Origin of the sequence: Mesorhizobium sp. M0077, from assembly GCF_040322955.1 — a bacterium.
Taxonomy (GTDB): domain Bacteria; phylum Pseudomonadota; class Alphaproteobacteria; order Rhizobiales; family Rhizobiaceae; genus Mesorhizobium.
In genome coordinates this window covers 82,626-108,550 of record NZ_JAMYUL010000010.1, presented here as the reverse complement: position 1 = coordinate 108,550, position 25,925 = coordinate 82,626, and the positions used below count along the sequence as shown (strand labels likewise).

The window sequence follows — 25,925 nt, the reverse complement described above, 5'->3', positions numbered from 1 at the left end:
GTTATCTATGCCGAACGGTCACGGCGGAGTCGCCACGGGCACTGTCGATTTCGCCGGATTGCAGAAGATTTGCCACGGTACGTGGGTTGGGTATGGGCAAGTGCTTTGCGATGCGGGCTTCCGCCCATTCGCGCATAGCCGACGCGGCATCGGCTATCGCTTCAGCCGGGTTTGCGCCGGCCCCGTGGCAGCCGGCGAGATCGGGCATCCGCACTCCCCAAACGCCGTCACTGCCATCCAGGATTCCGACATAGCGGATCATTCGGCTCCTTCCGCGTTATTTCGATCGCGCTCGCATCATAGCAGATCATACTCGATAAACCCTGTCCGCCGCGCGACATGGTCGTAGAGCTTGCGCGCTGTGGTGTTGGTTTCGTGGGTCATCCAATAGACGTTCTTGACGCCGATCTTGCCGGCTGCCTGCTTGACCGCTTCAATGAGGGCCGCACCGATGCCCTTGCCGCGCACATCAGGGTCGGCGAACAGGTCCTGCAGGTAGCAGTTGTTTTTCTCCGACCAGCCGGAGCGGTGATAGAGATAATGGGTCAGGCCGACCGCCTTGCCGTCGAGCGTGGCGATAAACCCCTTCGGTTCGAATTCACCTTCCGTGAACAGTCGTTTCCAGGTGATGTCGTAGACCTCGTCCGGCAGCTTGGTCTCGTAGAAGGTGAGGTAGGCAGTCCACAGCCGCCGCCAGTCGGCATGGTCGGCCAGCGCCAGCGGGCGGACGGTGATCTCGGTCATTTCGGTTCCTCCAAAGCCTTATCGGATTCCGGCGGAATCAGATCGGAAACACCATCGCCTAATCCACCGGCGAATTGTACTCGCGAAATGCGGTCGCCAGCATCTGCAGCGCGTCACGCGCGCGCGGCGCCAGATTGTGCGAATGCAGCACCACTTCGGAAGGGTCAAGCGATGGAAGACCAAGTTTGCGGCCAACCTCGATCAGGCCGGGCGGAGCGACGCAGTGAGCCAGCGCCGAAACGGCAAAGCCCGCCGATATCGCAATGTTGACGGCCGCGCCGCCGCCGCCGACGAAGGCCTCCTCCCAGGCGATGCCTGCTTTGTCCAGCGCCTCGACCGCCCGCACACGATCCGGACAGTTGCACACGGTGCTTAAGAGCGCGAGGCGCAACGGCGTTCCGCGCTGCCACTCGAAGGAAGGTGCTGCGAACCAGCCATAGTGGTTGCGCGACAAGGTCCGGCCAGGACGGCTGTCGCCTTCGCGGTGCACGATGACTGCATCGAGCTCGCCGTGATCGAAAGCTTCCTTGAGCACCGTGCTGGTGTCGATCCTCAAACTGAGCGTCAGCGATGGATCGTGCGCATGGAGCTGGGCAATCAGAATGGACAGCGCCGGACCGGCGGCATGATCGACAAAGCCGAGCGCAAGCCGGCATGGTGCTGACGCAAACTCCGCCATGGCGCGCTCGTGCGCGGCAAGGAAGTCGCGCGCGGCGGGGAGGAAGACGGCGCCTCGTGCCGACAGGCTGACGCGGCGCGGCGTTCTTTCGATCAATCGCGCGCCGAGCTTCTCCTCGAGACGGCGCAGCTTGACGCTGATCGTCGCCTGCGTGCTGCCCAGCGCCAATGCCGCCTGGGTGAAGCTCTGCAGATCGGCCACCATCACGAAGGTTCGTACGGCGTCCACATCAAGACTGGTCATCGCAGCACTCCATTGGGCCAATCATTCCGTTTTGTCATTTCTGATATAGCCGAGCATAGTCTTTTTTCATGGTCAAGTCTCCTCTATGTCAAACTGGTCGCGGTTTGAAGAGCGCCTCCTGCTCGGATGGAAAGAGATCGATATGCCAATTCAACGAAACACCATCGCGCTCACCGGCGTGTGCTTGGCGTCGCTCTTGTTCGGGCTCGAAATCTCCAGCGTGCCGGTGATCCTGCCGAAACTGGAAAGCGTGCTCGCCGCCAATTTTAGGGATTTGCAGTGGATCATGAATGCCTACACCATCGCCTGCACGACGGTGCTTATGGCGACGGGGACATTGGCCGACCGTTTCGGCCGCAAGAGCGTGATGGTGATCACCACCGTCGCCTTCGGCCTCGCCTCGCTGCTGTGCGGCCTAGCGCCGAGTGCGGCGCTGCTGATCGCCGCCCGCTTCCTGCAAGGTCTCGCCGGCGGCGCGATGCTGACCTGCAGCGTCGCCGTGCTGTCGCATCAGTTCCAGGACGGCCGCGAACGCGGCAAGGCTTTCGTCGCCTGGAGCGTCGTCTCAGGCATCGGGCTCGGTTTCGGGCCCGCCATCGGTGGCTTGATCGTGGCGCTGTCGAACTGGCAATGGGTGTTCCTCATCCACGTGCCGCTGGCGATCCTGGCGCTCGCCTTTATCGGCGCCGGCGTCACGCAATCGCGCGATCACAATGCCCAGAAACTCGACTGGGCCGGCATGCTGACGCTGTCGGCTTCTGTCTTCGGCTTCTCCTATCTGATCACGCAGGGTGCGGATCTCGGGACCAGCGCCCGCATCGGCGTGATATCAGCCTCCGTGGCTGCGTTCATCGCTTTCCTTGTCGCCGAGAGGGTCAATCCCTATCCGATGTTCGATTTCTCCGTGTTCCGCATCCGCCAGTTTTCCGGCGCGATCATGGGCGCCATCGGCATGAATTTCAGCTACTGGCCATTCATCATCTATCTGCCGATCTATTATTCGGGCGTGCTTGGCTATGACAGCACGACGACCGGCCTGCTGCTGCTCGTCTACACGCTGCCCTTCATGGTGATGCCGCCGATCGCCGAGCGGCTGCGCGCGCGCTATCAAGCGCGGACTGCCATCCCGCTCGGCCTTTTGACATTGGGGATCGGGTTCATCGCCATGTGGATCGGCTCCGGGCTCGAGGGCGCCACCTGGCTGACCATGCTGCCCGGCACGCTGATTGCCGGCATCGGCATCGGTCTCACCAATTCGCCGACCACCAACACCACGACCGGCGCGGTGTCGCCGGATCGCGCCGGCATGGCGTCCGGCATCGATATCAGCGCACGCCTGATCACGCTCGCCATCAACATTGCGGTGCTCGGCCTGTTGCTGACGCAGGGGATCGTTTCCCACCTGCGGACCACACTCGGCGCGGCTTTGGAGCCGAACGAGTTGCGGGCGCTGGCGGAAAGGATCGCCACCGGCAATCTGGAGGGCCTTGCGCAGAGGACACCGAAGCTCGCAACCCTCGACCCATCCGGCGCCATCGTGCATGCCGCCCTGGTCAATGGCTTCGGCTGGGTCATGCTCTATTGCGGGATCGGCGTTCTTGCCCTGTCGGTCATCGGTTTCGTCATCTTCGGACCGAAACGCGTCGCGCCGCAGGAGAGAGGGTTTGCTCCCGCCGAGTAAGCTGCGGAAGCGTGCTCATAGCTGTTAGCTAACCGCCGATCCTCACCCCTGCCTTCGCGCCATGAACGCCAGGCGCTCGAACAGATGCACATCCTGCTCGTTCTTCAACAGCGCGCCATGCAGCTTGGGCAGCGCGTTCTTCGGATCGGCGCGCAAATCCTCGGGTGCGATGTCGTCGGCGACCAGCAGGCGGATCCAGTCGAGCGCCTCGGAGGTCGACGGCTTCTTCTTCAGCCCCGGCACATCGCGGATCTCGTAGAACTGGGTGAGGGCTGCCCGTACCAAATTCTGCTTTATGCCGGGATAGTGCACGTCGACGATTTTGTGCAGCGTCTCGACATCGGGAAAGCGGATGTAGTGGAAGAAGCAGCGGCGCAGGAAGGCGTCGGGCAGTTCCTTCTCATTGTTGGAGGTTATGATGACGATGGGGCGCACAGCGGCGCGGATCGTCTCGCCGGTTTCGTAGACGAAGAACTCCATTCGATCGAGTTCCTGCAGCAGGTCGTTGGGGAATTCAATATCGGCCTTGTCGATCTCGTCGATCAACAGCACGACCTTCTTGCCAGCCGCGAAGGCGTCCCAGAGCTTGCCGCGCTTGATGTAGTTTTTGATGTCGTTGAACCTGGCATCGCCGAGCTGGCTGTCGCGCAGCCGCGAGACAGCATCATATTCATACAGTCCCTGCTGCGCACGGGTGGTCGACTTGACGTGCCATTCGATCAGGTCGAGGCCGAGCGCCGATGCCACCTGGCGGGCAAGCTCGGTCTTGCCGGTGCCCGGCTCGCCCTTGACCAGCAATGGCCGCTCCAGCGCGATCGCGGCGTTCACCGCCACCATCAGATCCTTGTCGGCGACATAGGCCGCCGTGCCTTCGAAACGCATACTTGCTCCTCGGTTGGTGAGCGCGACCGTAAGGACGCTGCTTGACCTGTGCAAGGGCGAGCCGGCTGCGACGCAAGCGTGTGAGATCGAAATGGAAACATCGGCTCATGTCACTAGCGCTTGACCGACCAGCCGCCTATATTGGGCTTGGCGGTCTGCGCTTCCCGGCAGGAGAACATTTTCCCCGGGGCCTTAACGATCCTTAGGGAGCTGTCCCTGGGAAGACCCGTGGGTTTTCTCATACGGCGCCCACCTACTTTGTAGGTTCCCGGGATCGCTCTCTCCACCGGTTGTGTGGATCGTCACTTACCTGTATCCGCCCAGTTTGGCGGATGATGTGGTAGAAAACGTCGCTCATGAAACGTCACCCAGATCCGACCTTTTCTATCGTCCGCGCATGACATCTCCCAAAGCCCTGAAAAAGCAGCTGCGCCTCGAGGCACTCGGCCGCCGCGATGCGCTCGATCCGCTGTGGCGGGTGGAGATCGCGCTTGAGATGGCCGAGACGGCGCGCGACCACCTCGCCATCGAGCCGGGTCAGATCGTTTCAGCTTTCTGGCCGATGCGATCGGAAGTCGACATCAGGCCGCTGATGTTCGCCTTGCGCGAGAAGGGGGCCAGGCTTTGCCTGCCGGCCATCCTCGACAAGACCACCATCGTCTTTCGCGAACTGGTGCGCGGCGCGCCGATGGTCGAGATGGGTTTTGGCACGGTCGGTCCGCATGCGGAGGCCGAGGTTCTCGATCCCGCGGTGATGCTGGTGCCGCTCGCGGCCTTCGACAGCCGCGGTCATCGCATCGGGTATGGCGCCGGCTATTACGACCGCGCCATCGCCAAGCTGATCGACAAGGGCCAGCCGCCACGACTGATCGGCATCGCCTTCGATTGCCAGGAGGTGGGTCTGGTGCCGGATGAGGCGCACGACGTCATCATCCCGGAAATACTGACCGAGAGCGGTTTGCGCCGCTTCGATATCGCTTAAAAGACCGCGATCCCGCTTAACGCGTTTCCAAGACGTGCCGGATAGTATTCCGGCAACACAGTCCGAGCCGATGGCGGCCATCATGTTTGTCTTCGCACGCTTCCTGCTGATGCCGTTCGTCCTCATAGCGGTGACGCTGTTCGCGATGGCATTGCACATTTCCGGAACGGCCCTGCACCACCAGTTCGCCTGGCATCAGACGGTTGCCACAGTGACGGATGTCAGTTCCTACAGCGAAGCCCAGGGTAATGGCCTCACCACGAAAGGCATCAACGTCGCTGTCACCTATGTCGCGAACGATGCACCGATGACGTGGTCCGGCAAGGGAAAGGACATCGGCCTCTACACGGCGTCGAAAGGCGACGCGGTGGAGTTGTATTACAACCCTGCCAATCCATCGATCCTCGATACCGCGGCGATGAAGGGCTGGCGCGGCGGGCTGTTGCTCCTGGCCGCTACTGGTGGGTTCACTGTTTTCTACGTGTGGTTCTTCTGGCTGCGCGGACGCACCGCACCGCCGGCGTCACCGATGATACCTTCGGCAGTTCGCGTCGCGGGCGCGAGCGCAAAGCCGTCTCAACAGCAGCGTGGTACTTTCGGCCGGCGTTAGCGCCAATCGCCCGGGTAGCGCTTGCCTAGCGTCCGTGCCTCTGGATAGAAGTGGGCATGAGACTTCTCTTCCTCGGCGACATGGTGGGCAAATCGGGACGTACGGCGGTGCGGGAACAACTGCCCAGCCTGATCTCGGATTTCAAACTCGACTTCGTCATCGTCAATGGCGAGAACGCCGCCGGCGGCTTCGGCATCACCGAAGACATTTTTCGCGACACCATCGCCGCCGGTGCCGATGTCGTCACCACCGGCAACCATGTCTGGGACCAGCGCGACGCACTGATCTTCGCGCCGCGCGAGGAGCGCTTTTTGCGCCCGTCCAACTTCCCCAAGGGAACGCCGGGGCGCGGCTCCGGCGTCTATATCGCCAAAAACGGTGCGCGCGTGCTGGTCGCCAACATCATGGGCCGGGTGTTCATGCATCCCGAGCTCGACGATCCGTTCCAGGCTGGCGAGCGCGAGCTGGCCGCCTGTCCGCTGGGCGAGCAGGCCGATGCCGTGGTCATCGACTTCCATGCCGAAGCGACCTCGGAGAAAATGTGCTTCGCGCATTTCGTCGACGGCCGCGCCAGCCTCGTCATCGGCACCCATACGCACCAGCCGACGGCCGACCACCAGATCCTCAATGGCGGCACCGGCTACATGTCCGATGCCGGCATGTGCGGAGACTATGATTCCTCGCTCGGCATGGACAAGGAAGAGCCGCTCAACCGCTTCCTGTCGAAAGTTCCGAAAGGCCGCTTCGAGGCGGCCACCGGACCGGCGACATTGTGCGGCGTCGGCGTCGACATTTCCGACCGGACGGGCCTGGCCGAAAAGATCGCGCCGTTTCGCCGCGGGCCTCGGCTTGAAGAAACCGCGCCATCCTTCTGGTCGTGACATTGATATGGTGGAATATAGTACCTAACTGGCGACGAAACTGCTCTAGATCGTAGAGGGGACGACCTCCATGCAGCTCGTTGAATTCCTGGCGCCGCATTTTCAATTTGTTTCCGATCCAACCGCGTGGGTCGCGTTGCTGACGCTGATCGTGCTCGAGGTCGTGCTCGGCATCGATAATCTGATCTTCATCTCGATCCTGACCAACAAATTGCCGGAAGCGCAGCGCGCCCGCGCCCGGCGTCTCGGCATCTCGGCGGCGCTGATCATGCGGCTGGTGCTGCTCGCAACCATCTCCATCATCGTGCAGCTGACGACGCCGGTGTTCACAGCGTTCGGCCATGGCTTTTCCTGGCGCGACCTGATCCTGATCGCCGGCGGCCTGTTCCTGGTCTGGAAGGCGACCAAGGAAATCCACCACACCGTCGATCCCGACGACCACAAGGATACGATGATGGGCGAGACGCTGCAGATCTCGCTTGCCGGCGCCATCTTCCAGATCCTGCTGCTCGATCTCGTCTTTTCGATCGATTCGATCATCACCGCCGTCGGCATGACCGACGAGATTGCCATCATGTACATCGCCGTGATCGTGGCGGTGAGCGTGATGATGCTGGCGGCCGGGCCGCTGGCCAATTTCATCGCCAAGAACCCGAGCATCGTCATGCTGGCGCTGGGCTTCCTGCTGATGATCGGCATGACGCTGATCGCCGACGGCATGGGCTATCATGTGCCGAAGGGCTACATCTACGCCGCGATGGGCTTTTCCGCCCTGGTCGAGGGCCTCAACATGCTGGCGCGGCGAAGGAAGAAATCCAGCGGTGGGCATTGAGGCTGGGCGATCGGGGCGATCCTAGCGCCCCGGCACGCCCTTCGGATAACGGTCGCCGATCAGGCCAAGCGACAGGCCCTGTTCCAGCCATGCCTTTGCGCCGGCAAGAACCAGTGCGAAGCCGTCGGTCGAGCCGACCGCCTGCTTGACCTGCTCGTCGGCGGTGCCGGCGAAGCCGAAATTGCTGACCTCAAGAAAGGTCGCACCGTCAGGCGTTTCGGCGCCGGGCATCTCCGTGAATGTCCAGACCACAGTGGTCGGCGGATCGCTCCATTGCATGACGATCTTCTTGTTCTCGACGATCTCGCTGACATTGACCATCGCCGAGGCCCCGTACATGCGCCACTCCCAGTGAACCTCTTTGCGGCTATCCAGCCGGCCGCTACTGTGGGTAAACCAGAATTTCGTGGTGATGGCCGGGTCGACGATCGCCTCGAAGACCTCGGCGACCGGCCGCCTGATCAGCATGCCGGCTTCGGCAGTCGGCGTTTTGTGAATTTCCATCGATGCTCCTTTCCTTGTCCGGTTTGCGCTCACCAGGCGTCAGGCTCGCGCACCATGTCAACGATGCTGGCCGGGTTGGCGATCCAGAAGCCGCGAAAGCCTTCGCCCAGGGGCTCGACCGCGTCGCAACGGACGACGCCGGCCTTGGCGAGATGATCCGCAATGGCTGCAGAATTGTCGGTGAAAAGCTCAAGCCAGACTTCGGCCTGGCTCAGCATCGGCGCCTCGTCGATCCACAGACGGTTTGGGCCAAGCTCGAAGCCGATGGCCGGCGTCTTGGCGGTGAATGGATTCAAGCCGACGACGTCGCGATAGAAGGCGATCGTCGCCTCGTACTGATGTGACGGGACTTTCATGGCGATGTTGATTCCACCTGTCATTTTCGCGGTCATTGCGGGCTCCGTTGCGCGGTTCATCTGTTTGTCTCGTTGGCCGGCTCGCCCCTCATCTCGCCGCGGTAGTAGCCGTCGCGCAGGTTGATGCCGTATTCGACATAGGCCTTCATGCAAGCCAGCATCTGCGACCAGCCCTCGCAATTGAGGTAGGATTTCTGCAGGCCGACCACGCCTTCCGGCCAGCCGGATTCAGCAATGGTCACAAGGGTGCCGCCATCGTCCAGCGGCTCGAAGTTCATCTCGATGCGTGTCTTGTAGGCCGGCCTGTCCTCGGCATCTGTGGCATCCCAGCGCAACACGATGCGGCTGTCCTTGACCACTTCATCGACCTCGACCGGCACTTTTCCCCACCAGACGACACCGATGCCGGCTTCCAGCGGGCCGCTGGCGCCGCCGATGGTGGTGAAATAGCCGCTGAGCTTCTCCGGATTGACGACTGCGTCGAAGACTTCTGCGACCGGTTTGCCGATGCGTCCGGAAACTCTGAATCCAAGAGACATATCCACAGCTCCTTCCTTGATTGGCTCGACGATATGTTATAGAAACATAACATGTCAAGCCAAACCGCGGACGATCACGTTTTCAAGGCGTTGGCGCATCCGCGCCGTCGCGAATTGCTGGATCGGCTGAAGGATGCGCCGCAGACGACCGGCATGTTGTGCGAGGCGTTTCCCGACATCGATCGCTGCACCGTCATGCTGCATCTCAAGGTGCTGGAAGAAGCCGAACTGGTGGTGGCAAAGCGCCAAGGGCGAGAGCGCTGGAACCATCTCAACGCCCTGCCGATCAAGCACATCCACGACCGCTGGATCAGCCAGTATGCCGGCCATGCGCTCAGCATTATCGACCGGCTGAAATCCGATCTGGAGGGCTGAACCGGCGCGGCTGGACGAATTGAGCCGATTTATCTATAAGCCGGCCATTCCGACAGAGAACGCCGTGCATCCATCGCGTTGCACCTTAGACGGCTCTGAAATTTGAATTCGAGTACCCGGGAAGACGAGGTGAGACCACCTCGCTTCGGGATGCTCTAGCCGAAGACGACAGGGGTGCCATGGCTGGCCATTCACAGTTCAAGAACATCATGCACCGCAAGGGCCGCCAGGATGCGGTGCGGTCGAAAATGTTTTCCAAGCTGGCGCGCGAAATCACCGTCGCCGCCAAGAGCGGGACGCCCGACCCATCGATGAACCCGCGTTTGCGCCTGGCCATCCAGAACGCCAAGGCGGTGTCGATGCCGAAGGACAACATCCAGCGCGCCATCAACAAGGCGTCGATGGGCGATGCCGAGAATTACGAAGCGGTGCGCTATGAAGGCTATGGGCCAGGCGGCGTGGCGCTGATCGTCGAGGCGCTGACTGACAACCGCAACCGCTCGGCCTCCAACGTGCGCGCCGCCTTCACCAAAGCCGGCGGTGCGCTTGGTGAAACCGGCTCGGTGTCGTTCATGTGGAACCGCGCCGGCGAGATTTACTATCCGGCCTCCGCCGGCAGCGCCGACAAGGTGATGGACGCGGCGATCGAGGCCGGCGCCGATGACGTCGAGTCCGACGAGGAAGGCCACACCATCTACTGCGCGTTCGAGAGTATGGGCGAAGTGTCTAAGGCGCTGGAAGCCTCGCTTGGCGAGGCCGAATCGGTGAAGCCGATCTGGCAGCCGCAGAACAATGTCCCGGTCGACGAAGAGCGGGCGCAATCGCTGATGAAACTGGTGGCAACGCTCGAGGACGATGACGACGTGCAGAGCGTCTACGCCAATTTCGAGGTTGACGACGAGACCATGGCCAAGCTCAGCGCGGCATGATCGACCAGGACATTGGCGGAACTCAATCCGACATGAGCGAGCTGCACATCATCCGCATCACCTATTGCACGCAGTGCCAGTGGCTGCTGCGGGCCGGCTGGATGGCGCAGGAGCTGCTCTCCACCTTCGGCACGGATCTCGGTGAAGTGACGCTGGTGCCGGGCACAGGCGGCATCTTCACCGTTTCCTGCAACGATGTGCTGATCTGGGACCGCAAGCGCGACGGCGGCTTTCCCGATGCCGCCAGGCTCAAGCAGCTGGTGCGCGACGTCATCGATCCGGACCGGGATCTAGGCCATTCCGACCACAAGGGTCACACGCAAAACGACCCCGCTTGAGGCGAGGTCTTCTGCATTTCGGAGTGCCATTCTTCAGAGTAATGCGAAGATGAAGCTGGCCATCGACACGATGGCGGTGATGGTGCGGACGTGGTTCCACATCACCCATTGATTCAGATGGTTCGCCCACACGGCTGCGCCATCGGCGCTGGCCGGGTCGACGGCGGCGAGCGCATCGTTGAGCGGCACATTGAAGACCATGGTCACGATCGGGTTGCCGATCAAATAGATCACGGCGCCGGCAAGCAGCCAGTATGAGCCGGACTGGCTCCACCCCATGAGAACGGCGGCGATAAGCACCAGACAGAGCAGGCCGGTGCCGAACAGCGCCGTCATGAAGGTGGGCGTGATCACCGTGATGTTGATCGAATTCATCGCTGCGATGCCTTGGGGGACCGGCAGCCGGGCAAGCGCCGCCATGATAAAGTTGGAAAAGGCGAAGAACACGCCGCCGACGACGCCCGAGCCGATTGCAGCGATGATGGTGAGGGTGGGAAAAAGCTTGATCATCTCAGTTGCTCCAGATGCCGGTTGCAGCGGTTTCATTTGCGTAGGCGGAAAAGTCTTTCGGCGCGCGGCCGAGCACACGCTGGACGCCGTCGGTCAGCGTCTCGTTGCGGCCGTCAAGCACTTCGGTGAACAGCTCGTTGAGAAGCCAGGCGATTTCGGGCGGCAGTTCGTATGCCGCCGTCGCGGCGGTGAATTCGTCATGCGAGCTCTTGATATAGCGGATGTCGCGGCCGGTCGCCTTGGCGATCTCGGCAACCGCGTCGGCGAAGCTTAGCAGCCGCGGCCCGGTCAGCTCATAGAGCTGGCCGACATGACCCGGTTCGGTCAGCGCAACGAAGGCAGCATCGGCGATGTCGTCGACATCGACGAAGGGCTCGCCAACAGGGCCGACAGGCAAAGCCACTTCGCCTTGCCGCAAGGACTCGACGAGAAAACCTTCGCTGAAATTCTGCGAAAACCAAGCGCAACGCAGGATCGTCCAGTCAGCGCCCGAGGCTTTGACCATCTCTTCGGCGCGCTGGGCTTCGGTCTCGCCGCGGCCGGAGAGCAGCACTATGCGGGTGACGCCATTTGCCACCGCAAGCCTGGCGAAGGCGCCGACGGTCTCGGCGGCGCCCGGCACGGCGATGTCGGGATAGTAACTGATGTACACGGCGCCCAAGCCCTGCATGGCAGGCTCCCAGGTCGCCGGAACCTCCCAGTCGAAGCGGGGGCTGCCGGAACGCGAGCCGATGCGCACGGGAATGCCCTGTGAGGTCAGCCGCTCGGCGAGGCGACGGCCGGTCTTGCCAGTGCCACCGAGGATCAGGACTGGTTTGGTGTCGGTCATTGTGGGTTTCCTTTGTTTACAAACATGAGTAATCCTCACATTTGCAAAACGTGATAAACCCTCGTATTTTGGGAGTCAAGCCGTTTGTTGGCAGATTTTGTCGAGGCCGGAGGCCGTCATGGAAGACACAGCAACGCCCGCATCTGCCCAGGAGCAGGTCGCATCGCCGCGACGGGCGCCCACCCAGCAGCGCAGCCGCGAGCGGGTCGAGCGCATGCTGGCCGCAGCCTCGGCGCTGATTGCCGAGCAAGGCAGCGACGCCATGCGCATGGGCGAGGTGGCGGAACGGGCCGCGGTGTCGATCGGCTCGCTCTACCAGTTCTTTCCCGACAAGCGGGCGATCGTCTGGGCGCTGGCCGAGCGCTACACCGCCGAAAGCCAGGCCTGCATCTCCTCGGCGCTCAAGGATGTCGTCGACGCCGAGGGCCTGCGGCAGGCGTTTTCGGAGCTGGTCGATATCTACTACCAGCTGTTCCTGGCCGAGCCGGTGATGCGCGACATCTGGTCGGGCACCCAGGCTGACAAGGCGCTGCGCCAGCTCGAACTTGCCGACAGCCGGGCGAATGCCGAATTCCTGACCACGGTGCTGAAGCGGCTGCATCCCGGTGCCGATCCGGTGGCGCTGGAGACGACGGCCTTCCTTGTCTGGCAGATGGGCGAGGCTGCCGTGCGGCTGGCGATCTCGGTCGACCGGCAGGAGGGCGACAGGCTGGTCGCCGCCTACAAGCGCATGGCGCTGCGGGAATTAGTCGGCGCCTGACCGGTGTCGCCCGCCTTCATTTTGTCTCGCCTGGCAACGGCATGGCCGCGAGATTTCGCTTCGACGGCCCGATGCTCCAGCCGCCAAGCCTTCGGGCTCAAGCCTGTCACGCGCAGGAACTCGCGGTTGACGTTCGATTTGCTGAGAAACCCGGCGTCGAACATGATGCGGGTGATGGGTTCGTCGCTGGCCGCCAGCAGGCGGCAGGCTTCGCCGATGCGCTGGTCGTTGACATATTGCGACACGCTCGATCCGTGGATGCGGTTGACCGTCGACGACACTTGCCGCGCCGGCAGGCCGAGGCGCCTGGCGATACGGCCGAGGTTGAGGTCAACGTCCCTGTAGAGTTCTTTTGACCGCATCAGCGCGTCGACCGCCGCCGCGACCGCGGAATCCTCGCTCGTCGCCCGTGGCGTAGCTTGCTCGGTGACCGCGTCGGCGTCCTTCGTCGACAGTTCGCTTGCCAACACTGCCGGTGCCAAACCCTCGATCGTCATCAAAGGCGATTTCGTCCGCGCCACGATCCGCTGAACAAAAAACCCGCCACAAGGGCGGGTTCCTGATCTGCGAAAGCCGATAGGCTTAAAGGCCGAACCCTTCGAAGCGCTTCTTGAACTTCGACAGGCGACCGCCGCGGTCGAGCAGGGTCTGCTGGCCGCCGGTCCAGGCCGGGTGCGTGGTCGGGTCGATATCGAGGTTCATCGTATCGCCTTCCTTGCCCCAGGTCGAACGGGTCGAGTATTCGGTGCCATCGGTCATGACGACCTTGATGGTGTGGTAGTCGGGATGGATATCGGCCTTCATTGTCGTGCTTCCTGGCTTGCGGCGCTACAGACGGGCCCGCGGCCTGCGTCGATGCGCCCCTTTTTAAAACTCGAAGCCGCAGCTATTGAAAAGCCACGGCTTCTAAAACGGTCGGCGAGCCTATACATCAGCCGGAATTGAATCACAAGGCCACGGCAGGCGCATATTGAACGCGCCCACCTGGAGCGGCCAGAGGAAACGGTCATGGCGGACATCAGCGGCGAGCAAGACGGGCGCAGGCGCTCGCTCGGGCCGCTCAGGCGCCTATATCCCTACATATTCCGCTACCGCAAACTGGTCATAGGCGCCCTCATTTCGCTCGCCATCGCCGCGGCGACGACGCTGGCGCTGCCGCTGGCCGTGCGGCGCATGATCGATCACGGTTTCAGTGCTTCCGGCACCGTCTTCATCGCCGAGTATTTCGCCGCTTTGGTTGCGATGGCAGCCATTCTGGCGGCGGCGTCGGCCGGACGCTACTACTTCGTCATCACGCTCGGCGAGCGGGTCGTTGCCGACATCCGCAGCGACGTGTTTTCGCATGTCACGACGCTTTCGCCGTCCTTCTTCGACACCGCCCAGTCGGGCGAGATCGTCTCGCGGCTTGCCGCCGACACCACGCAGGTGAAATCCGCCGTCGGCGCCACCGCCTCCGTGGCGTTGCGCAACGTCATCCTCGGCCTTGGCGCGGTGGCGATGATGGTCGTCACCAGCCCGAAACTGTCGGGCCTGGTGATCGCGGCCATTCCGCTCATCGTGCTGCCGCTGGTCGCGTTCGGCCGTTCGGTGAGGCGCCGGTCACGGCAGGCGCAGGATACGCTGGCGCAAGCGACCGCCTATGCCAGCGAGCAGATCGGCGCGGTGCGCACGCTGCAGGCGTTCACCAACGAGACGCTGGTCACCGGGCGGTTCTCGGCCGCGGTGGAAGCCGCCTTCCAGGCGGCGCGCTCGTCGATCTTCTCCCGCTCGCTGCTCACCTTCTTTGCCATCTTCATGATCTTTTCCTCGGTCGTGGCGGTGTTGTGGTTCGGCTCGCGTGACGTGCTTGCCGGCACGATGTCGCCCGGCACGCTCGGCCAGTTCCTGCTTTACTCCGTGTTTGCCGCAGGCGCGCTGGGCGCACTGTCGGAAGTCTGGGGCGAGCTTGCCCAGGCGGCGGGTGCGGCCGAAAGGCTGACCGAGATACTCGACGAGACGCCGGCGATTCAACCGCCGGCCAATCCGCTGCCGCTGCCCGCCAAGGCGACAGGCGCGATCAGTTTCGACGACGTCTCCTTCTCCTACCCGGCAAGGCCGGACCGTGCCGCCGTCCACGGCTTGAGTTTTCAGGTCAAGCCCGGCGAGACGGTGGCGATCGTCGGCCCGTCGGGCGCCGGAAAGAGCACCGTCTTTTCGCTGATCCTGCGCTTCTACGATCCCGAAACCGGCCGCATCGCCATTGACGGTGTCGACGTGCGCAAAGCCGATCCGGCTGAAGTGCGGGAGCGCATTGCCATCGTGCCGCAGGATGTCACCATCTTTGCGGCAAGCGCGCGCGACAATATCGGCTTTGGCCGGCCGGGCGCGACGAATGCCGAGATCGAGGCCGCCGCCAGGGCAGCGCTGGCCGACGAATTCATCCTCAGGCTCGACAAGGGCTACGATAGCCAGGTCGGCGAGCGCGGCGTCACCTTGTCCGGCGGCCAACGCCAGCGCGTGGCGATCGCCCGCGCCATCCTGCGCGACGCGCCGATCCTGCTGCTCGACGAAGCCACGTCGGCGCTCGACGCCGAAAGCGAAACGCTGGTGCAGACCGCGCTGGAACGGCTGATGCAGGGCCGCACCACCATCGTCATCGCCCACCGGCTGGCGACCGTGCTGAAGGCCGACCGCATCCTGGTCATGGATGGCGGCCGCATCGTCGAGGAAGGCACGCACCAGAGCCTGGTCGCCAAGGGCGGCATCTATGCAAGGCTGGCCAAGCTGCAGTTCGAAACCGGAGCAAGCGCCTTCAGGGGTGCCGCGGAGTAGCAACCCGCAATCAGGCGGGACCATACCGCTTGCGGAGATGCTCGGTGAAATACCCGGCGTTGAGCTTTTCGCCGGTGGCGCGCTCAAGCAGTTCGGGCGTCGACCAGCGCGAACCCTGCGACCAGATCTTGTCGCGGCGCCAGTCATTGATGGCGGCGAAATTGCCGTTGGCAAGCTCGCTGTCGGCTGAAGGATGGTCGCGCGTCAGCGCAGCCCATTGCTGCGCCGCCATCATGGCGCCCAGCGTATAGGACGGGAAATAGCCGAAGGCGGCGCCCGGCCAATGCACGTCCTGCATCGGTCCGTCGGCTGGGTTGTCGATGGTCGAAAGGCCAAGATACTCCCGCATCTTGGCGTCCCAGGCTTCGGGCAGGTCGGCCGCCTGCAGCCGCCCCGAGACCAGCTCCTGCTCCAACTCGTAGCGCAGGATGACATGCAGCGGGTAGGTGACCTCGTCGGCGTCGACGCGGATCAGCCCGCGCTCTACCCGGTGCACATGCGGCAGGATGTCGTCCAGCGACCAGGCTTCGCCGAGATGCTTTTCGACCACGGGCAGCGCCCAGCGCCAGAATTCGGGGTTGCGGCCGACCTGTTTCTCGACGAACAGGCTCTGGCTTTCATGCACCGCCATGCCGCGCGCCTTGCCGAGCGGCCAGTGCGCCCAGGCCTTCGGTAGGTTCTGCTCGTAGAGCGCATGGCCGGTCTCGTGCAGCACGCCCATCAAAGCCGACAGGAAATCGGACGTTTTGTAGCGGGTGGTGATGCGCACGTCGCTCGGCACGCCGCCGCAGAAGGGATGGTGCGATACGGACAGAGAACCGTGGGTGAGGTCGAAGCCGACCGAAGCCATCATGGCGAGACCAAGCTCGCGCTGTTTGTCGATCGCATAGCTGCCGGAGAGCGGCTTCACGGGATGCCTGGCCAGGCGCGCTTCCTGCGCGGCCAGGGCTTCCGGCACGAAGCCCTTCAGGAATGTCTTCAGCTCGGTGAAGACCGGCGTGATGTCGGCGGCGCGGTTGCCAGGATCGTATTGCTCCATCAGCGCGTCGTAGGGATCGAGGCCGAGCGCGTCGGCGCGCAGGGCGGCTTCCTCGCGCACCAGCGCGATGACACCTTCGAGCGCCGGCAGGAATCCGGCCCAGTCGTTCTTGGCGCGCAGGTCGCGCCAGAGTTGCTCCGAGCGCATGCGCGCTACCGTCTGGCGCTCGACGAATTCGACCGGCAGGCAGGTCAGGTTGGTGTATTGCCGGCGCAACTCCCGAACCGCCGCGTGCTGCTCCTCGTTGAGCGCTTCAGCTTCTGCGGCGGCGAGCCAGTCGGCGATCTCCGGCGCCGTTGCCCTGATATGCAGCATCCCGGCCAGGGACGACATGGCTTCGGCGCGCTTCTCGCCGCCGCCGACGGCCATGTGGGTCGCCTCGTCGGCGCCGAGGATAGCGAGCGCATGTTCCAGCGCTTCGAGCTTGTGGCCGAGATCATCGAGCTTCTGAAAAGACATGGCAGGTTCCGCGTTTTGGACCGCGGGAAAAGATACCAACGCGCCAGGATTGGCAACCCTCAAAGGTGGCTATGCAGCTTGCGCCGGTGAGCTGGTGCGTGGAATGCTGGCTGACGGTGGAACACCGCCATGCAGGGGAGACTAAGATGATCGGCAATATCCTGGTCGGGCTGGTGGCCCTGATCCACCTCTATATCGTCTATCTGGAGATGGTGGCGTGGGACACACCGCGCGGGCACAGGGCGTTCAACCTCAAGCCGGACTTCGCCAGCGCATCGAAGGTGCTCGCCGCCAATCAGGGGCTCTACAACGGCTTCCTTGCCGCCGGGCTGATCTGGGGCCTCTATCTCGGCGCGGCGGGATTCCAGATCAAGGTGTTCTTCCTGCTTTGCATCGCCGTCGCCGGCCTCTATGGCGCGGCGACTGCCAGCCGGAAGATCCTCTATATTCAGACCGTGCCGGCGGTGCTGGGCCTCGCTGCGCTGTGGCTGGGCTGGTGACAAAAAAGACGCCCTCGGAGCCAGATCCGGGGGCGTCAGACAGTCCCTTCCTCATTCCTGGAGATATCAGAGCGGATCTCAGCCGTTCGGATAATTCCCGCCGTCGGAGCCATCACCGATCATGAAGCCGCTGCCGGTGTCGGACATCAGCCTCAGATCGACATTGTCGAGGCGGCGCAGCAGATCGTGATATTGCGCGGCCGGGATCCGGCCATGGTCCGAAGCGGCGACCCGTTCGGCGGCCTGGCCGATATGCGCCGCACGCAGATGCAGCCACCGCGCTTCCGAGGTCGAGATGCCCTTCGTTTCGCGCGCATCCGTGATGCCCTGTTCGACGCCCCGCACCTGCTCGATCAGGCCGGTCACGCGCGGACCGGTCATGTCGGTCGGGTCGCTGGCGTCGAGGGCGCCCTTGTGATGTCCGGCGGCATAGGCGCCGGCGAGTGGAACAGTGACCAGAAGTGTCGTGAGGGTTGCAGTCCTGAGAGTCTTCAAAGAGCGCATGATGTGCGTCTCCTCCTGCTGTGGAAGGGGCAAGCGCTTTCGCTCCGCCTTCCGGAAGCGGGCCGTCCGGTTCCGTCGCGTCGCGATGGGAGACATCGCCGGCGGTTCTCGGCCCTGCGCGTCAAAGTAGGAGCCCGGAAACGCGAAGTGTAATTAAAGAAAGATAATGTTTTCAGGCCTTGCCGACCTGGCGTTGCGCCCTAGAGTTGAGCCGGCAAACAATTTCGCGTGACTGAAAATCACCGTTCGGTGAGCTTCAGTTCAATGCGTCGGTTCTTGTTGCGGGCGTCTTCGGTGTCGGCGGGGTCGAGCGGCTGGAATTCGCCGAAGCCGGCCGCAACCAGCCGGTTGGCGGGGACGCCGTTCTCGATCAGGAACTTGACCACCGAGGTCGAACGCGCCGTCGACAATTCCCAATTGTCGCGATAGCGGCCGGCGCCGGACAGCGGCTTGTTGTCGGTGTGGCCGTCGACGCGCAGCACCCAGTTGATCTCGGGCGGGATTTCCTTTTGCAACTCGATGATGGCATCGGCGAGCTTCTTCATCTCGACCTTGCCGGCATCGTTGATCACTTCCGACCCGGTCGGGAACAGAACTTCCGACTGGAAGACGAAGCGGTCGCCGACGATGCGGATGTTCTCGCGGTCGGCGAGGATTTCGCGCAGGCGGCCGAAGAAGTCGGAGCGATAGCGGTTCAGCTCCTGCACGCGCTGCGCCAGCGCGACGTTGAGCCGACGGCCGAGATCGGCGATCTTGGTGTTGGAATCGCGGTCGCGCGTTTCGGACACGTTGAGGGCGTCCTCGAGCGCGCCGATCTGCTTGCGCAGTGCTGCGATCTGCTGGTTCAGGATCTCGACCTGGCTCAGCGCCTGCTGGCTGATCTGGCGCTGGCTGTCGAGTTCGCCGCCGAGTTCCGCGGCGCGCTGGGTGGCGGCGTCGCCGGCGCCGGCACCTTGCGCCAGCAGCTGCTCGAGCCGGCTCTTCTCAGCTTCGGCGGCCGACAGCGACGCCTGCAGATTGGCCAGCGAATCGTCCTTGTCCTGCGCGCTCGAGCGCTCCAGCGCCAGCAACTGCGTCAGTTCGTTGATCTGCGAGTTGAGGCGCGTGAGCGCCGTATCCTTGCCGGAGAGTTCGCGTCCGAGCAGGAACTGCGCCAGCACGAAAACGGTGAGCAGGAACATGATGGCGAGCAGCAGCGTCGACAGCGCGTCGACGAAGCCCGGCCAATAGTCGATCCGGCGATCGGTGCGCCGGCCCCTGGCGAGAGCCATGCTAGTGGACCCCGGGTTTCTTCAGCGCGTCGGCGATCTTTTCCAGCGTGTTGCGCATCGCCTTCTGCTCGTCCGACTGGGCCTCGACCCAGTCGCGCATGATCTGCTGCTCGGAGCGCATGTTCTTGACCAGGCCGGAAATGCCGTCGGCGAGATTGGCCATGGCGGTGGCGACGCGCGGATTGGAGCCGCCGCCGCTTTCCTGCATGCTGCGCAGCCGTTCCGACAGGACCCGGATCTCGTCGGAGGATTCAGTCTTGGCCGGGTCGGCGACGGCGATGTCGGAGGAGAGATCGGTGACCGAGGACAGCCAGTTTTCAAGCTCGGTATAGAAGCGGGTCTGCGCGCGGCCGGCCTGCAGGTCGAGGAAGCCTAGCACCAGCGACCCGGAAAGGCCGAACAGCGAGGACGAAAAGGCCGTACCCATGCCGGCCAGCGGCGCCGACAGCCCCTGCTTCAGCGAATCGAGCACGGCGGCGGCGTCGCCGGTGCCGGGATCGAGCGATTCGATGGTTTCGCGGATCGAGCCGATGGTGTTGAGCAGGCCCCAGAAGGTGCCGAGCAGACCGAGGAACACCAGCAACCCGACGAGATAGCGCGAGGTGTCGCGGCTTTCGTCGAGGCGGGTGGCGATCGAATCCAGCATGGTGCGCATCGAAGACGTCGAGAAGGCGACCGTCGAGGAGCGGCCGATCATCGCCTTCATCGGCGCCAGCAGCACCGGCTCGGTGGTTTCGGAACCGGCGCGGAAGGAATTGACCCAGCGCACTTCGCGAAACAGTCGTCCGACCTGGGCGAAGGCAAGCAGGATGCCGACCACAAGGACGCCGACGATCAGGCCATTGAGGCCGGGATTGCTCCCGAAAGCGGTCGAGATCTGGCGGGTGAGGATGGCGGCGATGAAGGCGACGATGACCAGGAAGATGACCATGGTCAGGAGGAAGACCTGCGGGCTCGACAGTTTGTGCGGATCGTACATCAGGACATCAGAACGCCTGCCCACGCCGAAGGATCTGAGAAAAGCCATCCGTGCCCCGTTTCCGATGCTCTATTTGCCTTGACGCAATTCCGAACGGGAAGCCGCTCATACTTCCCTGGAACCGCTCCAGTGCCGCCGATCACGTAATTCGCGACTCTAAACGGAATTGTGACCAAATTGAATGGCGCTTGGCAATATTGCCCGACTGTCGGGCCGCACCACGCCGTTCAGAGGCGGTTGACGACCAGGCAGTCGACCATGGCGGCAAGATGCAGCCCGGCGCCGGTGACGACAAAGCCGTGCCAGAGGGCATTGTGAAAGCGCAGGCGTTTCCAGGCGAAGAAGATGACGCCGCAGGAGTACACGATGCCGCCGGCGACAATCAGCGCGATCGAGGTCGTCGGCAACGTCGCCACCAGCGGCTTGACCAGGACGACGCCGCTCCAGCCGATGGCGAGATAGAAGACAATGGCCAGACGATCGAAGCGGCCGGGCAGGAACACTTTCATGGCAATGCCGGTCAAAGCAGCGGTCCAGACAAGGACAATCATCGGCAGCGCCAGCGGCGAGCCGTCGAGCTGGGCCAGAAAGGGCGTGTAGGTCGCGGCGATCAGGAGATAGATCGCCGCATGATCGAAGCGCCGCAAGATCCACTTCGCCGGCGACGTCACCGGCCACAGATTGTAGGTCAGCGAAATCGACAGCACAGTCAGCAGCGACACCACGAAGAAGGCGGCGGCGATGTATTCGCCGGGACCGGCATGGAAGGCGGCCAGCGCCAGCAACGCCGAGCCGGCGGCTATCGCCAGCACGATGCCGACCGCATGGACGATGCCATCGGCGATCATCTCCGCACGCGAGTAGTGCCAACGCCCGACATAAGGGATTTCAACTGGCTGGTCTGGCTGCGCTTCTCGCGAGGATAGTGAAGGTATGCTCGTCATAAAAAATCCTGCGTCACCCTTATCTGGGCGGCCGCCGGGCAGTATTTCAAGCTTTGATTGCGGTTTTGCGACTGCGGCGCTTCAGCACGCCGCGCCGGCATGCCAAGTGATCAGCGCGCCGAAAGCGGCTTCTTCACCGCCTTGAGCAGCGCGCGCTGTATGACCTCGTTGCCGGCGACGAGCGAACCCGCTTCGAGCATATCCTGGCCGCCATCCATGTCGGAGACGAAGCCACCGGCCTCGCGGATCAGCAGCAGGCCGGCGGCAATGTCCCAGGCCGAAAGGCCGGTTTCCCAAAAGCCGTCCATGCGGCCGGCGGCGACATAAGCGAGATCGAGCGCGGCGGAACCCAGGCGGCGCACGCCCGAGACCTCGGCCATCACATTGCGCAACTCGACGAGGAAATTGCCGTGCTGGCCGCGGCCGAGATGCGGCACGCCGCAGCCGATGACGCAGTCGGTGAGCTTGCTGCGGCCGGCAACGCGCAGCCGGCGATCGTTCATGAAGGCGCCGCCGCCGCGCTCGGCGGTGTAGAGCTCATCCATTGCCGGATTGTAGATGACGGCGGCGACCAACTGGCCCTGTCGCTCCAGCGCGATCGAGATGGAAAAGATCGGAATGCCGTGCAGGAAATTGGTGGTGCCGTCGAGCGGGTCGACGATCCAACGGTGCTGGTCGTCGTCCCCTGCGATCATGCCGCGCTCTTCCATCAGGAAGGCATAGCCCGGCCGTGCCTTCGACAGTTCGGCAAACAGAATGTCCTCGGCCTTGCGGTCGGCTTGGCTGACATAGTCGCCCGGTCCCTTCATCGACACCTGCAGGTTCTGCACCTCGCCGAAGTCGCGCGACAGCGAGCGGCCGGCCTTCATGGCGGCCTGGACCATGACATTGAGAAGTGCGGAGCGTGCCATCGTATCTGTTCCTGCCTACGCGTCAGTCTGCGCGGCGCATGTAGGTGAGTTCGTTGGTGTCGACGACGATGCGTTCGCCAGCGCCGATGAATGGCGGCACCAGCACGCGGATGCCGTTTTCCAGCACCGCCGGCTTGTACGAGGACGCGGCCGTCTGGCCCTTCACCACCGGGTCGGCCTCGGTGATGGTCAGCGTCACCTGGTCGGGCAGCGAAATGCCGATCGGCCTGTCCTCATAGAGCTGGACCGTCACCATCATGCCGTCCTGCAGGAAGGCGGCGCGGTCGCCGACGAAATCCTTCGCCAGCTCGAGCTGCTCGTAGCTCTGCGTGTCCATGAACACCAGTGCGTCGTCCTGGGCGTAGAGGAAGGAAAAATCCTTCAGGTCGAGCCGGATCTGCTCGACGGTCTCGGCCGAGCGGAAGCGCTCGTTGAGCTTGGTGCCGTTGATCAGGTTCTTCAGTTCGACCTGGTTATAGGCACCGCCCTTGCCGGGCTTGACGGTGTTGGTCCTGACCGCCACCCAAAGGCCGCCATCGTGCTCGATGACATAGCCGGGACGGATTTCGTTGCCATTGATCTTGGCCATGATGAGATTGATCCGGGATGCTACCAACGGCTTGGCCGTTGGTATGGGGATGGTCGCTGGACAAGCGATTTCGGGCTCCCAAGACCACAAATCGGCAGGAGAGGCAAGGGGATGCCAGATCGCCCGACAAGGGCTGGTAGCCTCAAACCTGGGCCGCAATGACTCTGCCGACAGCCTCGACGATGGCGTCCGCAGCCTCAGTCAGCCGGTTGAGATGAGGCGAACGAAGTGCGGCGACCTGCAAGGAAAGGTCGACATCTTCCGTGTTGACCAGCATGAGGCCGTCGGGAAGTCCGCGCCTTGCAAGACGCAACGGCACTAGCCCAAGGCCGTGCCCCCGACGGACCCATTCCATCTGCAAGGCCGGATCCTGTATCTCCGCCGCGATCTCGAAATAACGCCTTCCGCCGACCAGAACGGACATGAGTTTCTGGCGCGCGTCGCAAGGGGCCGGACTAAGCACCCACGGCATGGGTGTCCGGCCACCGTCTTCCGGATCGGGGACGGTGGACGCAGCTATGACGCCAAGACGTTCAGTGCCAAGCGCTTCCGGGCCTGGCTTATCCGACGATCGCAGAACAATCGTCACATCGAGCTCGCCGCGTTCGAATTGACCGATTAGTTCGGCGCTCCAGCCGGTCTTGAGCCGTAGCGACACTTTCGGGAACGCCGCCGCGGCGTTGGCGATGGCCCCGGCGATGTCGCGGTCCGAGAGGCCATGAGCGAGGCCAAGGCGGAACAGACCTTCCGGCTCGGTCTTTCCGGCGAAGGATTTCAGCGCTTCTACGGAAGCGATGATATCGCGTCCGCGCGCCAGCACTCCCAGCCCCGTCGGCGTCAGTCGCGGCGGCTTTTGCCGGCGGTCGAGCAGCGTCGTGCCAAGCATGTCCTCCAGCCGCTGGATTTGCCGGGTCACAGCCGGCTGCGTCAGCGGCAGGCGCCGGGCGACCTTCTGGATCGAGCCCTCCTCGGCAAACAGGGCGAGCGTGCGCAATTCCTCAAGCATAGTCAGAACGATGTTTTGCAAGCATAATCATTCTGAACATTATGAATTTGAAATCCACCGCCTGGCAAGCGATTTTCCTTTCAAACGGAAGGACAATGACAATGAAGGCAATCGAACTGCAGAGCCCAGGCGGCATCGACAATCTCATGATGGTCGAACGGCCAACGCCGGAACCCGGCCGTCAGGAGATGATCGTCCGCGTCAAGGCGACGGCGCTCAACTACCGCGATGTCGAGATCGCGCGCGGCAGCTATCACACGACATTCCCCTTGCCGCTGGTGCCGCTTTCCGACGGCGTCGGCGAGGTCGTTGCGGTTGGCTCCGAGGTCAGCCGCTTCAAGGTCGGCGACCGGGTCTGCGGCACGTTCTGGCAGCGATGGGTCGGCGGCAGCTTCGCCATGGCCGAACCCTCATACCAGCGCGGTGGCCCCATCGATGGGCTGCTAAGCGAATTCGCCCGGCTGGACGAACAGGCGGCGGTCATCGCCCCGGCGCAGCTCAGCGATGTCGAGGCGGCGACGTTGCCTTGCGCCGCGGTCACTGCCTGGCATGCGTTGTTCACCGAGGGCAAGCTCAAGCCAGGCGAAACCGTGCTCAGCCTCGGCACCGGCGGCGTGTCGCTGTTTGCCGTGCAGTTGGCAAGGGCGGCCGGCGCGCGCGTCATTGTTACGTCGAGCAGCGATGAGAAGCTTGCCCGGGCGAAGGGGCTTGGCGCGCATCACGGCATCAACTACCGCGACAATCCGGACTGGTCGTCGGCCGTGCTGGCGCTGACCGATGGCCGCGGCGCGGACCACATCATCGAAGTCGGTGGTCCCCAGAGTTTCGCGCAGTCGCTCAAGGCGTCGGCGCGCGGCGCCCAGATCAACGTCATCGGCTATCTCGGCGGCAGCGAAGGGGTGATCAATCCGCTCGACATCTTCCGACGCCAGGTGAAAGCACGCGGCATACCGGTCGGCTCGCGCGAGTCCTTCGAAGCGATGAACCGGGCGCTCGCCGTCAATCGGCTGCGGCCGGTGATCGACCGGGTCTTCCCATGGGCAGAGGCAGCGCAGGCCTTTCGCCATCTCGAACACGGCTCTCCCTTCGGCAAGGTCGTGCTGGATCATACACAGTGACGTTGCGTGTCAGGGCAGGCGGTTGGCCTTCTGCAAGGCTTGCTTTGTCTGATCGTCGGTCAGCCCTTGCAGGAAATCGTCCATCTCCGGATCGATAAGGCCGGCGCGGCGGGCGACCACATACCAGGCCCCGGCCAGGATCAGGTCGGGGTCGGTTCCGATGCCGCCCATATAGAGCTTTGCCAACCGGTTCTGGGCAGCGACATTGCCGCCTTCAGCTGCCTGCTTCATCCAGTTGAAGCCGGATTTCAGGTCGCGAACACCGCCCCGGCCCTCGATCATCCAGGCGGCAAGATCGATCTGCGCGGTGTCGTAGTTCTGCCTGGCAGCCTGTGCCAGCAAGCTGCGGGCCTTTCCATCGTCGCGGGTCTTGCCGCCGACGCCATTGGCATAGACCTGCGCCATCGCATACTGGGCGTCGGCAAGCCCTGTCGCCGCGGCACGCTCATAATAAGGCACAGCCCTGGGGGGGGCGGCGGCGCCCGGATCCTGCTGCACGAGCAATTGCGCGAAGTTGAACTGCGCCAGCCGGTTGCCGGCCTCGGCGGCGGCCTGCATCAACGCATAAGCTCCCTTCTCGTCCTTCTTGACGTAGCGGCCGTCGAGCAGCATCAGCGCATACTGGAACTGCGATTCAGGAATCCCCTGCTCGGCGGCCTGCGCATACCATTTGGCGGCTTCCGCTGGGTTGAGCGGCACGCCCAACCCGCGCGACAGGATCTCGGCCACCAGCGTTTGCGCCGCCGGGTCGCCATTCTTGGCCCGCACCAGCGCCAGATTGTAGGCGGTCTTGTAAAGACCGCGCTGGAAAGCGCCATAGGCGGGGTCCGCCGGCTTGGCGCCGAAACGCTCTGGGTTGATCGCGTCGGCCGACGGCAGCGGCGCGGTTGTCGCCGGCTGCGGCAGCGGGGTGTCGATCGGCTTTTCGATATGGACGCCGGAATCCGTGGCACCGGCTTTCGGGGCACCCGTATCGGGGGCGACCGCATCCGGCACGCTGAGGGCGGGCGCGCTGGTGTCCGGCCTCGGCTGCGGCAGCGGAACGGTCTCCGCCGCGATCGCTGCCCCGCTCATCAAGGCCGCAACGAGAACCGCCAGAGGAAGTCCAGGTCGGCGCACG

General features: G+C 63.5%; 32 protein-coding genes and 1 other RNA gene. 13 read left to right on the top strand and 20 right to left on the bottom strand.

Annotated elements, in window-relative coordinates:
• Position 1: 1 nt before the first annotated feature.
• The 3 genes from NKJ57_RS19920 to NKJ57_RS19910 are packed head-to-tail and all read right to left on the bottom strand — an operon-like array spanning position 2 to position 1,666.
• The gene (locus NKJ57_RS19920) at positions 2-262 is read right to left on the bottom strand and encodes a type II toxin-antitoxin system HicB family antitoxin (protein WP_352512196.1); all 261 of its coding nucleotides are present in this window, start codon (positions 260-262) and stop codon (positions 2-4) included.
• A gap of 35 nt (positions 263-297) precedes the next feature.
• Positions 298-744: a GNAT family N-acetyltransferase gene (locus tag NKJ57_RS19915; RefSeq protein ID WP_023688930.1), complete on the bottom strand. Its 447-nt coding sequence runs from the start codon at positions 742-744 to the stop codon at positions 298-300.
• A 58-nt stretch (positions 745-802) separates the two neighbouring features.
• Positions 803-1,666, bottom strand: coding sequence for a LysR family transcriptional regulator (locus tag NKJ57_RS19910; protein ID WP_352512198.1), 864 nt, complete (start codon positions 1,664-1,666; stop codon positions 803-805).
• Positions 1,667-1,808: 142 nt separating this feature from the next.
• Between NKJ57_RS19910 and NKJ57_RS19905 the strand changes: the two genes are divergently transcribed.
• The gene (locus tag NKJ57_RS19905; RefSeq protein ID WP_023704913.1) at positions 1,809-3,347 is read left to right on the top strand and encodes an MFS transporter; all 1,539 of its coding nucleotides are present in this window, start codon (positions 1,809-1,811) and stop codon (positions 3,345-3,347) included.
• 42 nt (positions 3,348-3,389) lie between these two features.
• Here the strand turns inward: NKJ57_RS19905 and NKJ57_RS19900 are convergent, their stop codons facing one another.
• A complete protein-coding gene (locus NKJ57_RS19900) occupies positions 3,390-4,229 on the bottom strand; it encodes an AAA family ATPase (protein WP_023704912.1) in 840 nt (279 codons plus the stop codon).
• Positions 4,230-4,378: 149 nt separating this feature from the next.
• On the opposite strand from NKJ57_RS19900, the gene ssrS reads away from it, so the two are divergent.
• From ssrS to NKJ57_RS19875, 5 genes are all read left to right on the top strand, one after another.
• Positions 4,379-4,534, top strand: a non-coding RNA gene (ssrS, locus tag NKJ57_RS19895) — 6S RNA.
• Positions 4,535-4,626: 92 nt separating this feature from the next.
• Positions 4,627-5,211, top strand: coding sequence for a 5-formyltetrahydrofolate cyclo-ligase (locus tag NKJ57_RS19890; RefSeq protein ID WP_023704911.1), 585 nt, complete (start codon positions 4,627-4,629; stop codon positions 5,209-5,211).
• 82 nt (positions 5,212-5,293) lie between these two features.
• The gene (locus NKJ57_RS19885; RefSeq protein ID WP_198020355.1) at positions 5,294-5,821 is read left to right on the top strand and encodes a DUF3592 domain-containing protein; all 528 of its coding nucleotides are present in this window, start codon (positions 5,294-5,296) and stop codon (positions 5,819-5,821) included.
• A gap of 56 nt (positions 5,822-5,877) precedes the next feature.
• Positions 5,878-6,702, top strand: a complete 825-nt coding sequence (locus NKJ57_RS19880) for a TIGR00282 family metallophosphoesterase (protein ID WP_023704909.1) — start codon at positions 5,878-5,880, stop codon at positions 6,700-6,702.
• A 70-nt stretch (positions 6,703-6,772) separates the two neighbouring features.
• Positions 6,773-7,534 (top strand): TerC family protein, encoded by a 762-nt coding sequence (locus NKJ57_RS19875; protein WP_023704908.1) that lies wholly within the window; start codon positions 6,773-6,775, stop codon positions 7,532-7,534.
• A gap of 21 nt (positions 7,535-7,555) precedes the next feature.
• On the opposite strand, the gene NKJ57_RS19870 is transcribed toward NKJ57_RS19875, so the two are convergent.
• Genes NKJ57_RS19870 through NKJ57_RS19860 form a run of 3 tightly spaced genes read right to left on the bottom strand, consistent with a single transcriptional unit; the run spans position 7,556 to position 8,933 of the window.
• Positions 7,556-8,038 (bottom strand): SRPBCC family protein, encoded by a 483-nt coding sequence (locus NKJ57_RS19870; RefSeq protein ID WP_023704907.1) that lies wholly within the window; start codon positions 8,036-8,038, stop codon positions 7,556-7,558.
• A 29-nt stretch (positions 8,039-8,067) separates the two neighbouring features.
• A complete protein-coding gene (locus tag NKJ57_RS19865; protein ID WP_023704906.1) occupies positions 8,068-8,430 on the bottom strand; it encodes a VOC family protein in 363 nt (120 codons plus the stop codon).
• Positions 8,431-8,450: 20 nt separating this feature from the next.
• Positions 8,451-8,933, bottom strand: a complete 483-nt coding sequence (locus tag NKJ57_RS19860) for an SRPBCC domain-containing protein (RefSeq protein ID WP_023704905.1) — start codon at positions 8,931-8,933, stop codon at positions 8,451-8,453.
• A gap of 51 nt (positions 8,934-8,984) precedes the next feature.
• Between NKJ57_RS19860 and NKJ57_RS19855 the strand changes: the two genes are divergently transcribed.
• The 3 genes from NKJ57_RS19855 (at position 8,985) to NKJ57_RS19845 (ending at position 10,575) form a co-directional block, all read left to right on the top strand.
• Positions 8,985-9,308 (top strand): ArsR/SmtB family transcription factor, encoded by a 324-nt coding sequence (locus tag NKJ57_RS19855; RefSeq protein WP_023668739.1) that lies wholly within the window; start codon positions 8,985-8,987, stop codon positions 9,306-9,308.
• Positions 9,309-9,487: 179 nt separating this feature from the next.
• The gene (locus NKJ57_RS19850; RefSeq protein WP_023668740.1) at positions 9,488-10,237 is read left to right on the top strand and encodes a YebC/PmpR family DNA-binding transcriptional regulator; all 750 of its coding nucleotides are present in this window, start codon (positions 9,488-9,490) and stop codon (positions 10,235-10,237) included.
• 32 nt (positions 10,238-10,269) lie between these two features.
• Complete coding sequence (locus NKJ57_RS19845) at positions 10,270-10,575, top strand: Rdx family protein (protein WP_031196453.1); 306 nt, start codon at positions 10,270-10,272, stop codon at positions 10,573-10,575.
• Positions 10,576-10,608: 33 nt separating this feature from the next.
• Here the strand turns inward: NKJ57_RS19845 and NKJ57_RS19840 are convergent, their stop codons facing one another.
• Both NKJ57_RS19840 and NKJ57_RS19835 read right to left on the bottom strand, forming a co-directional pair.
• A complete protein-coding gene (locus NKJ57_RS19840) occupies positions 10,609-11,085 on the bottom strand; it encodes an anthrone oxygenase family protein (protein WP_023747300.1) in 477 nt (158 codons plus the stop codon).
• A gap of 1 nt (position 11,086) precedes the next feature.
• Complete coding sequence (locus tag NKJ57_RS19835) at positions 11,087-11,914, bottom strand: NAD(P)H-binding protein (protein WP_023704902.1); 828 nt, start codon at positions 11,912-11,914, stop codon at positions 11,087-11,089.
• Between the two features lie 118 nt (positions 11,915-12,032).
• On the opposite strand from NKJ57_RS19835, the gene NKJ57_RS19830 reads away from it, so the two are divergent.
• A complete protein-coding gene (locus NKJ57_RS19830; RefSeq protein WP_023704901.1) occupies positions 12,033-12,674 on the top strand; it encodes a TetR/AcrR family transcriptional regulator in 642 nt (213 codons plus the stop codon).
• Here the strand turns inward: NKJ57_RS19830 and NKJ57_RS19825 are convergent.
• Together NKJ57_RS19825 and rpmE are read right to left on the bottom strand one after the other, a co-directional pair.
• Positions 12,635-13,171 (bottom strand): helix-turn-helix domain-containing protein, encoded by a 537-nt coding sequence (locus tag NKJ57_RS19825; RefSeq protein ID WP_023704900.1) that lies wholly within the window; start codon positions 13,169-13,171, stop codon positions 12,635-12,637. The two genes, NKJ57_RS19830 and NKJ57_RS19825, sit on opposite strands and share 40 nt — an antisense overlap.
• Before the next feature lie 85 nt (positions 13,172-13,256).
• Positions 13,257-13,478 carry a 50S ribosomal protein L31 gene (gene rpmE, locus NKJ57_RS19820; RefSeq protein WP_023668748.1) on the bottom strand — a complete coding sequence of 74 codons (222 nt, stop codon included), beginning with the start codon at positions 13,476-13,478 and terminating at the stop codon, positions 13,257-13,259.
• Positions 13,479-13,682: 204 nt separating this feature from the next.
• Between rpmE and NKJ57_RS19815 the strand changes: the two genes are divergently transcribed.
• Complete coding sequence (locus tag NKJ57_RS19815; protein ID WP_023747298.1) at positions 13,683-15,485, top strand: ABC transporter transmembrane domain-containing protein; 1,803 nt, start codon at positions 13,683-13,685, stop codon at positions 15,483-15,485.
• Positions 15,486-15,495: 10 nt separating this feature from the next.
• On the opposite strand, the gene NKJ57_RS19810 is transcribed toward NKJ57_RS19815, so the two are convergent.
• On the bottom strand, positions 15,496-16,983 hold the full coding sequence (locus tag NKJ57_RS19810; protein WP_352512201.1) for a carboxypeptidase M32: 1,488 nt from the start codon (positions 16,981-16,983) through the stop codon (positions 15,496-15,498).
• A gap of 146 nt (positions 16,984-17,129) precedes the next feature.
• Between NKJ57_RS19810 and NKJ57_RS19805 the strand changes: the two genes are divergently transcribed.
• Entirely contained in the window at positions 17,130-17,483 is a 354-nt protein-coding gene (locus NKJ57_RS19805; RefSeq protein ID WP_023736868.1) for a DUF1304 domain-containing protein, read from the top strand.
• A 78-nt stretch (positions 17,484-17,561) separates the two neighbouring features.
• On the opposite strand, the gene NKJ57_RS19800 is transcribed toward NKJ57_RS19805, so the two are convergent.
• The 7 genes from NKJ57_RS19800 to NKJ57_RS19770 all read right to left on the bottom strand — a co-directional run bounded on the left by NKJ57_RS19800 (position 17,562) and on the right by NKJ57_RS19770 (position 23,708).
• The gene (locus NKJ57_RS19800) at positions 17,562-17,987 is read right to left on the bottom strand and encodes a hypothetical protein (RefSeq protein ID WP_352512203.1); all 426 of its coding nucleotides are present in this window, start codon (positions 17,985-17,987) and stop codon (positions 17,562-17,564) included.
• Positions 17,988-18,226: 239 nt separating this feature from the next.
• Entirely contained in the window at positions 18,227-19,258 is a 1,032-nt protein-coding gene (locus NKJ57_RS19795; RefSeq protein ID WP_023684164.1) for a peptidoglycan -binding protein, read from the bottom strand.
• A 1-nt stretch (position 19,259) separates the two neighbouring features.
• Positions 19,260-20,285, bottom strand: coding sequence for a MotA/TolQ/ExbB proton channel family protein (locus NKJ57_RS19790; RefSeq protein ID WP_023668754.1), 1,026 nt, complete (start codon positions 20,283-20,285; stop codon positions 19,260-19,262).
• A 179-nt stretch (positions 20,286-20,464) separates the two neighbouring features.
• Positions 20,465-21,085: a PAQR family membrane homeostasis protein TrhA gene (trhA, locus tag NKJ57_RS19785; protein ID WP_023694587.1), complete on the bottom strand. Its 621-nt coding sequence runs from the start codon at positions 21,083-21,085 to the stop codon at positions 20,465-20,467.
• Positions 21,086-21,291: 206 nt separating this feature from the next.
• On the bottom strand, positions 21,292-22,092 hold the full coding sequence (locus NKJ57_RS19780) for an inositol monophosphatase family protein (RefSeq protein ID WP_023684166.1): 801 nt from the start codon (positions 22,090-22,092) through the stop codon (positions 21,292-21,294).
• Between the two features lie 22 nt (positions 22,093-22,114).
• The gene (gene efp, locus NKJ57_RS19775; RefSeq protein WP_023668757.1) at positions 22,115-22,681 is read right to left on the bottom strand and encodes an elongation factor P; all 567 of its coding nucleotides are present in this window, start codon (positions 22,679-22,681) and stop codon (positions 22,115-22,117) included.
• Positions 22,682-22,823: 142 nt separating this feature from the next.
• Positions 22,824-23,708 (bottom strand): LysR family transcriptional regulator, encoded by an 885-nt coding sequence (locus NKJ57_RS19770; RefSeq protein WP_352512205.1) that lies wholly within the window; start codon positions 23,706-23,708, stop codon positions 22,824-22,826.
• 80 nt (positions 23,709-23,788) lie between these two features.
• Here NKJ57_RS19770 and NKJ57_RS19765 point away from each other — a divergent pair, with 80 nt between their 5' ends.
• Positions 23,789-24,805 (top strand): zinc-dependent alcohol dehydrogenase family protein, encoded by a 1,017-nt coding sequence (locus tag NKJ57_RS19765; RefSeq protein ID WP_023742241.1) that lies wholly within the window; start codon positions 23,789-23,791, stop codon positions 24,803-24,805.
• 9 nt (positions 24,806-24,814) lie between these two features.
• Here the strand turns inward: NKJ57_RS19765 and NKJ57_RS19760 are convergent, their stop codons facing one another.
• The gene (locus NKJ57_RS19760) at positions 24,815-25,879 is read right to left on the bottom strand and encodes a tetratricopeptide repeat protein (RefSeq protein WP_352573752.1); all 1,065 of its coding nucleotides are present in this window, start codon (positions 25,877-25,879) and stop codon (positions 24,815-24,817) included.
• Positions 25,880-25,925: the final 46 nt, after the last annotated feature.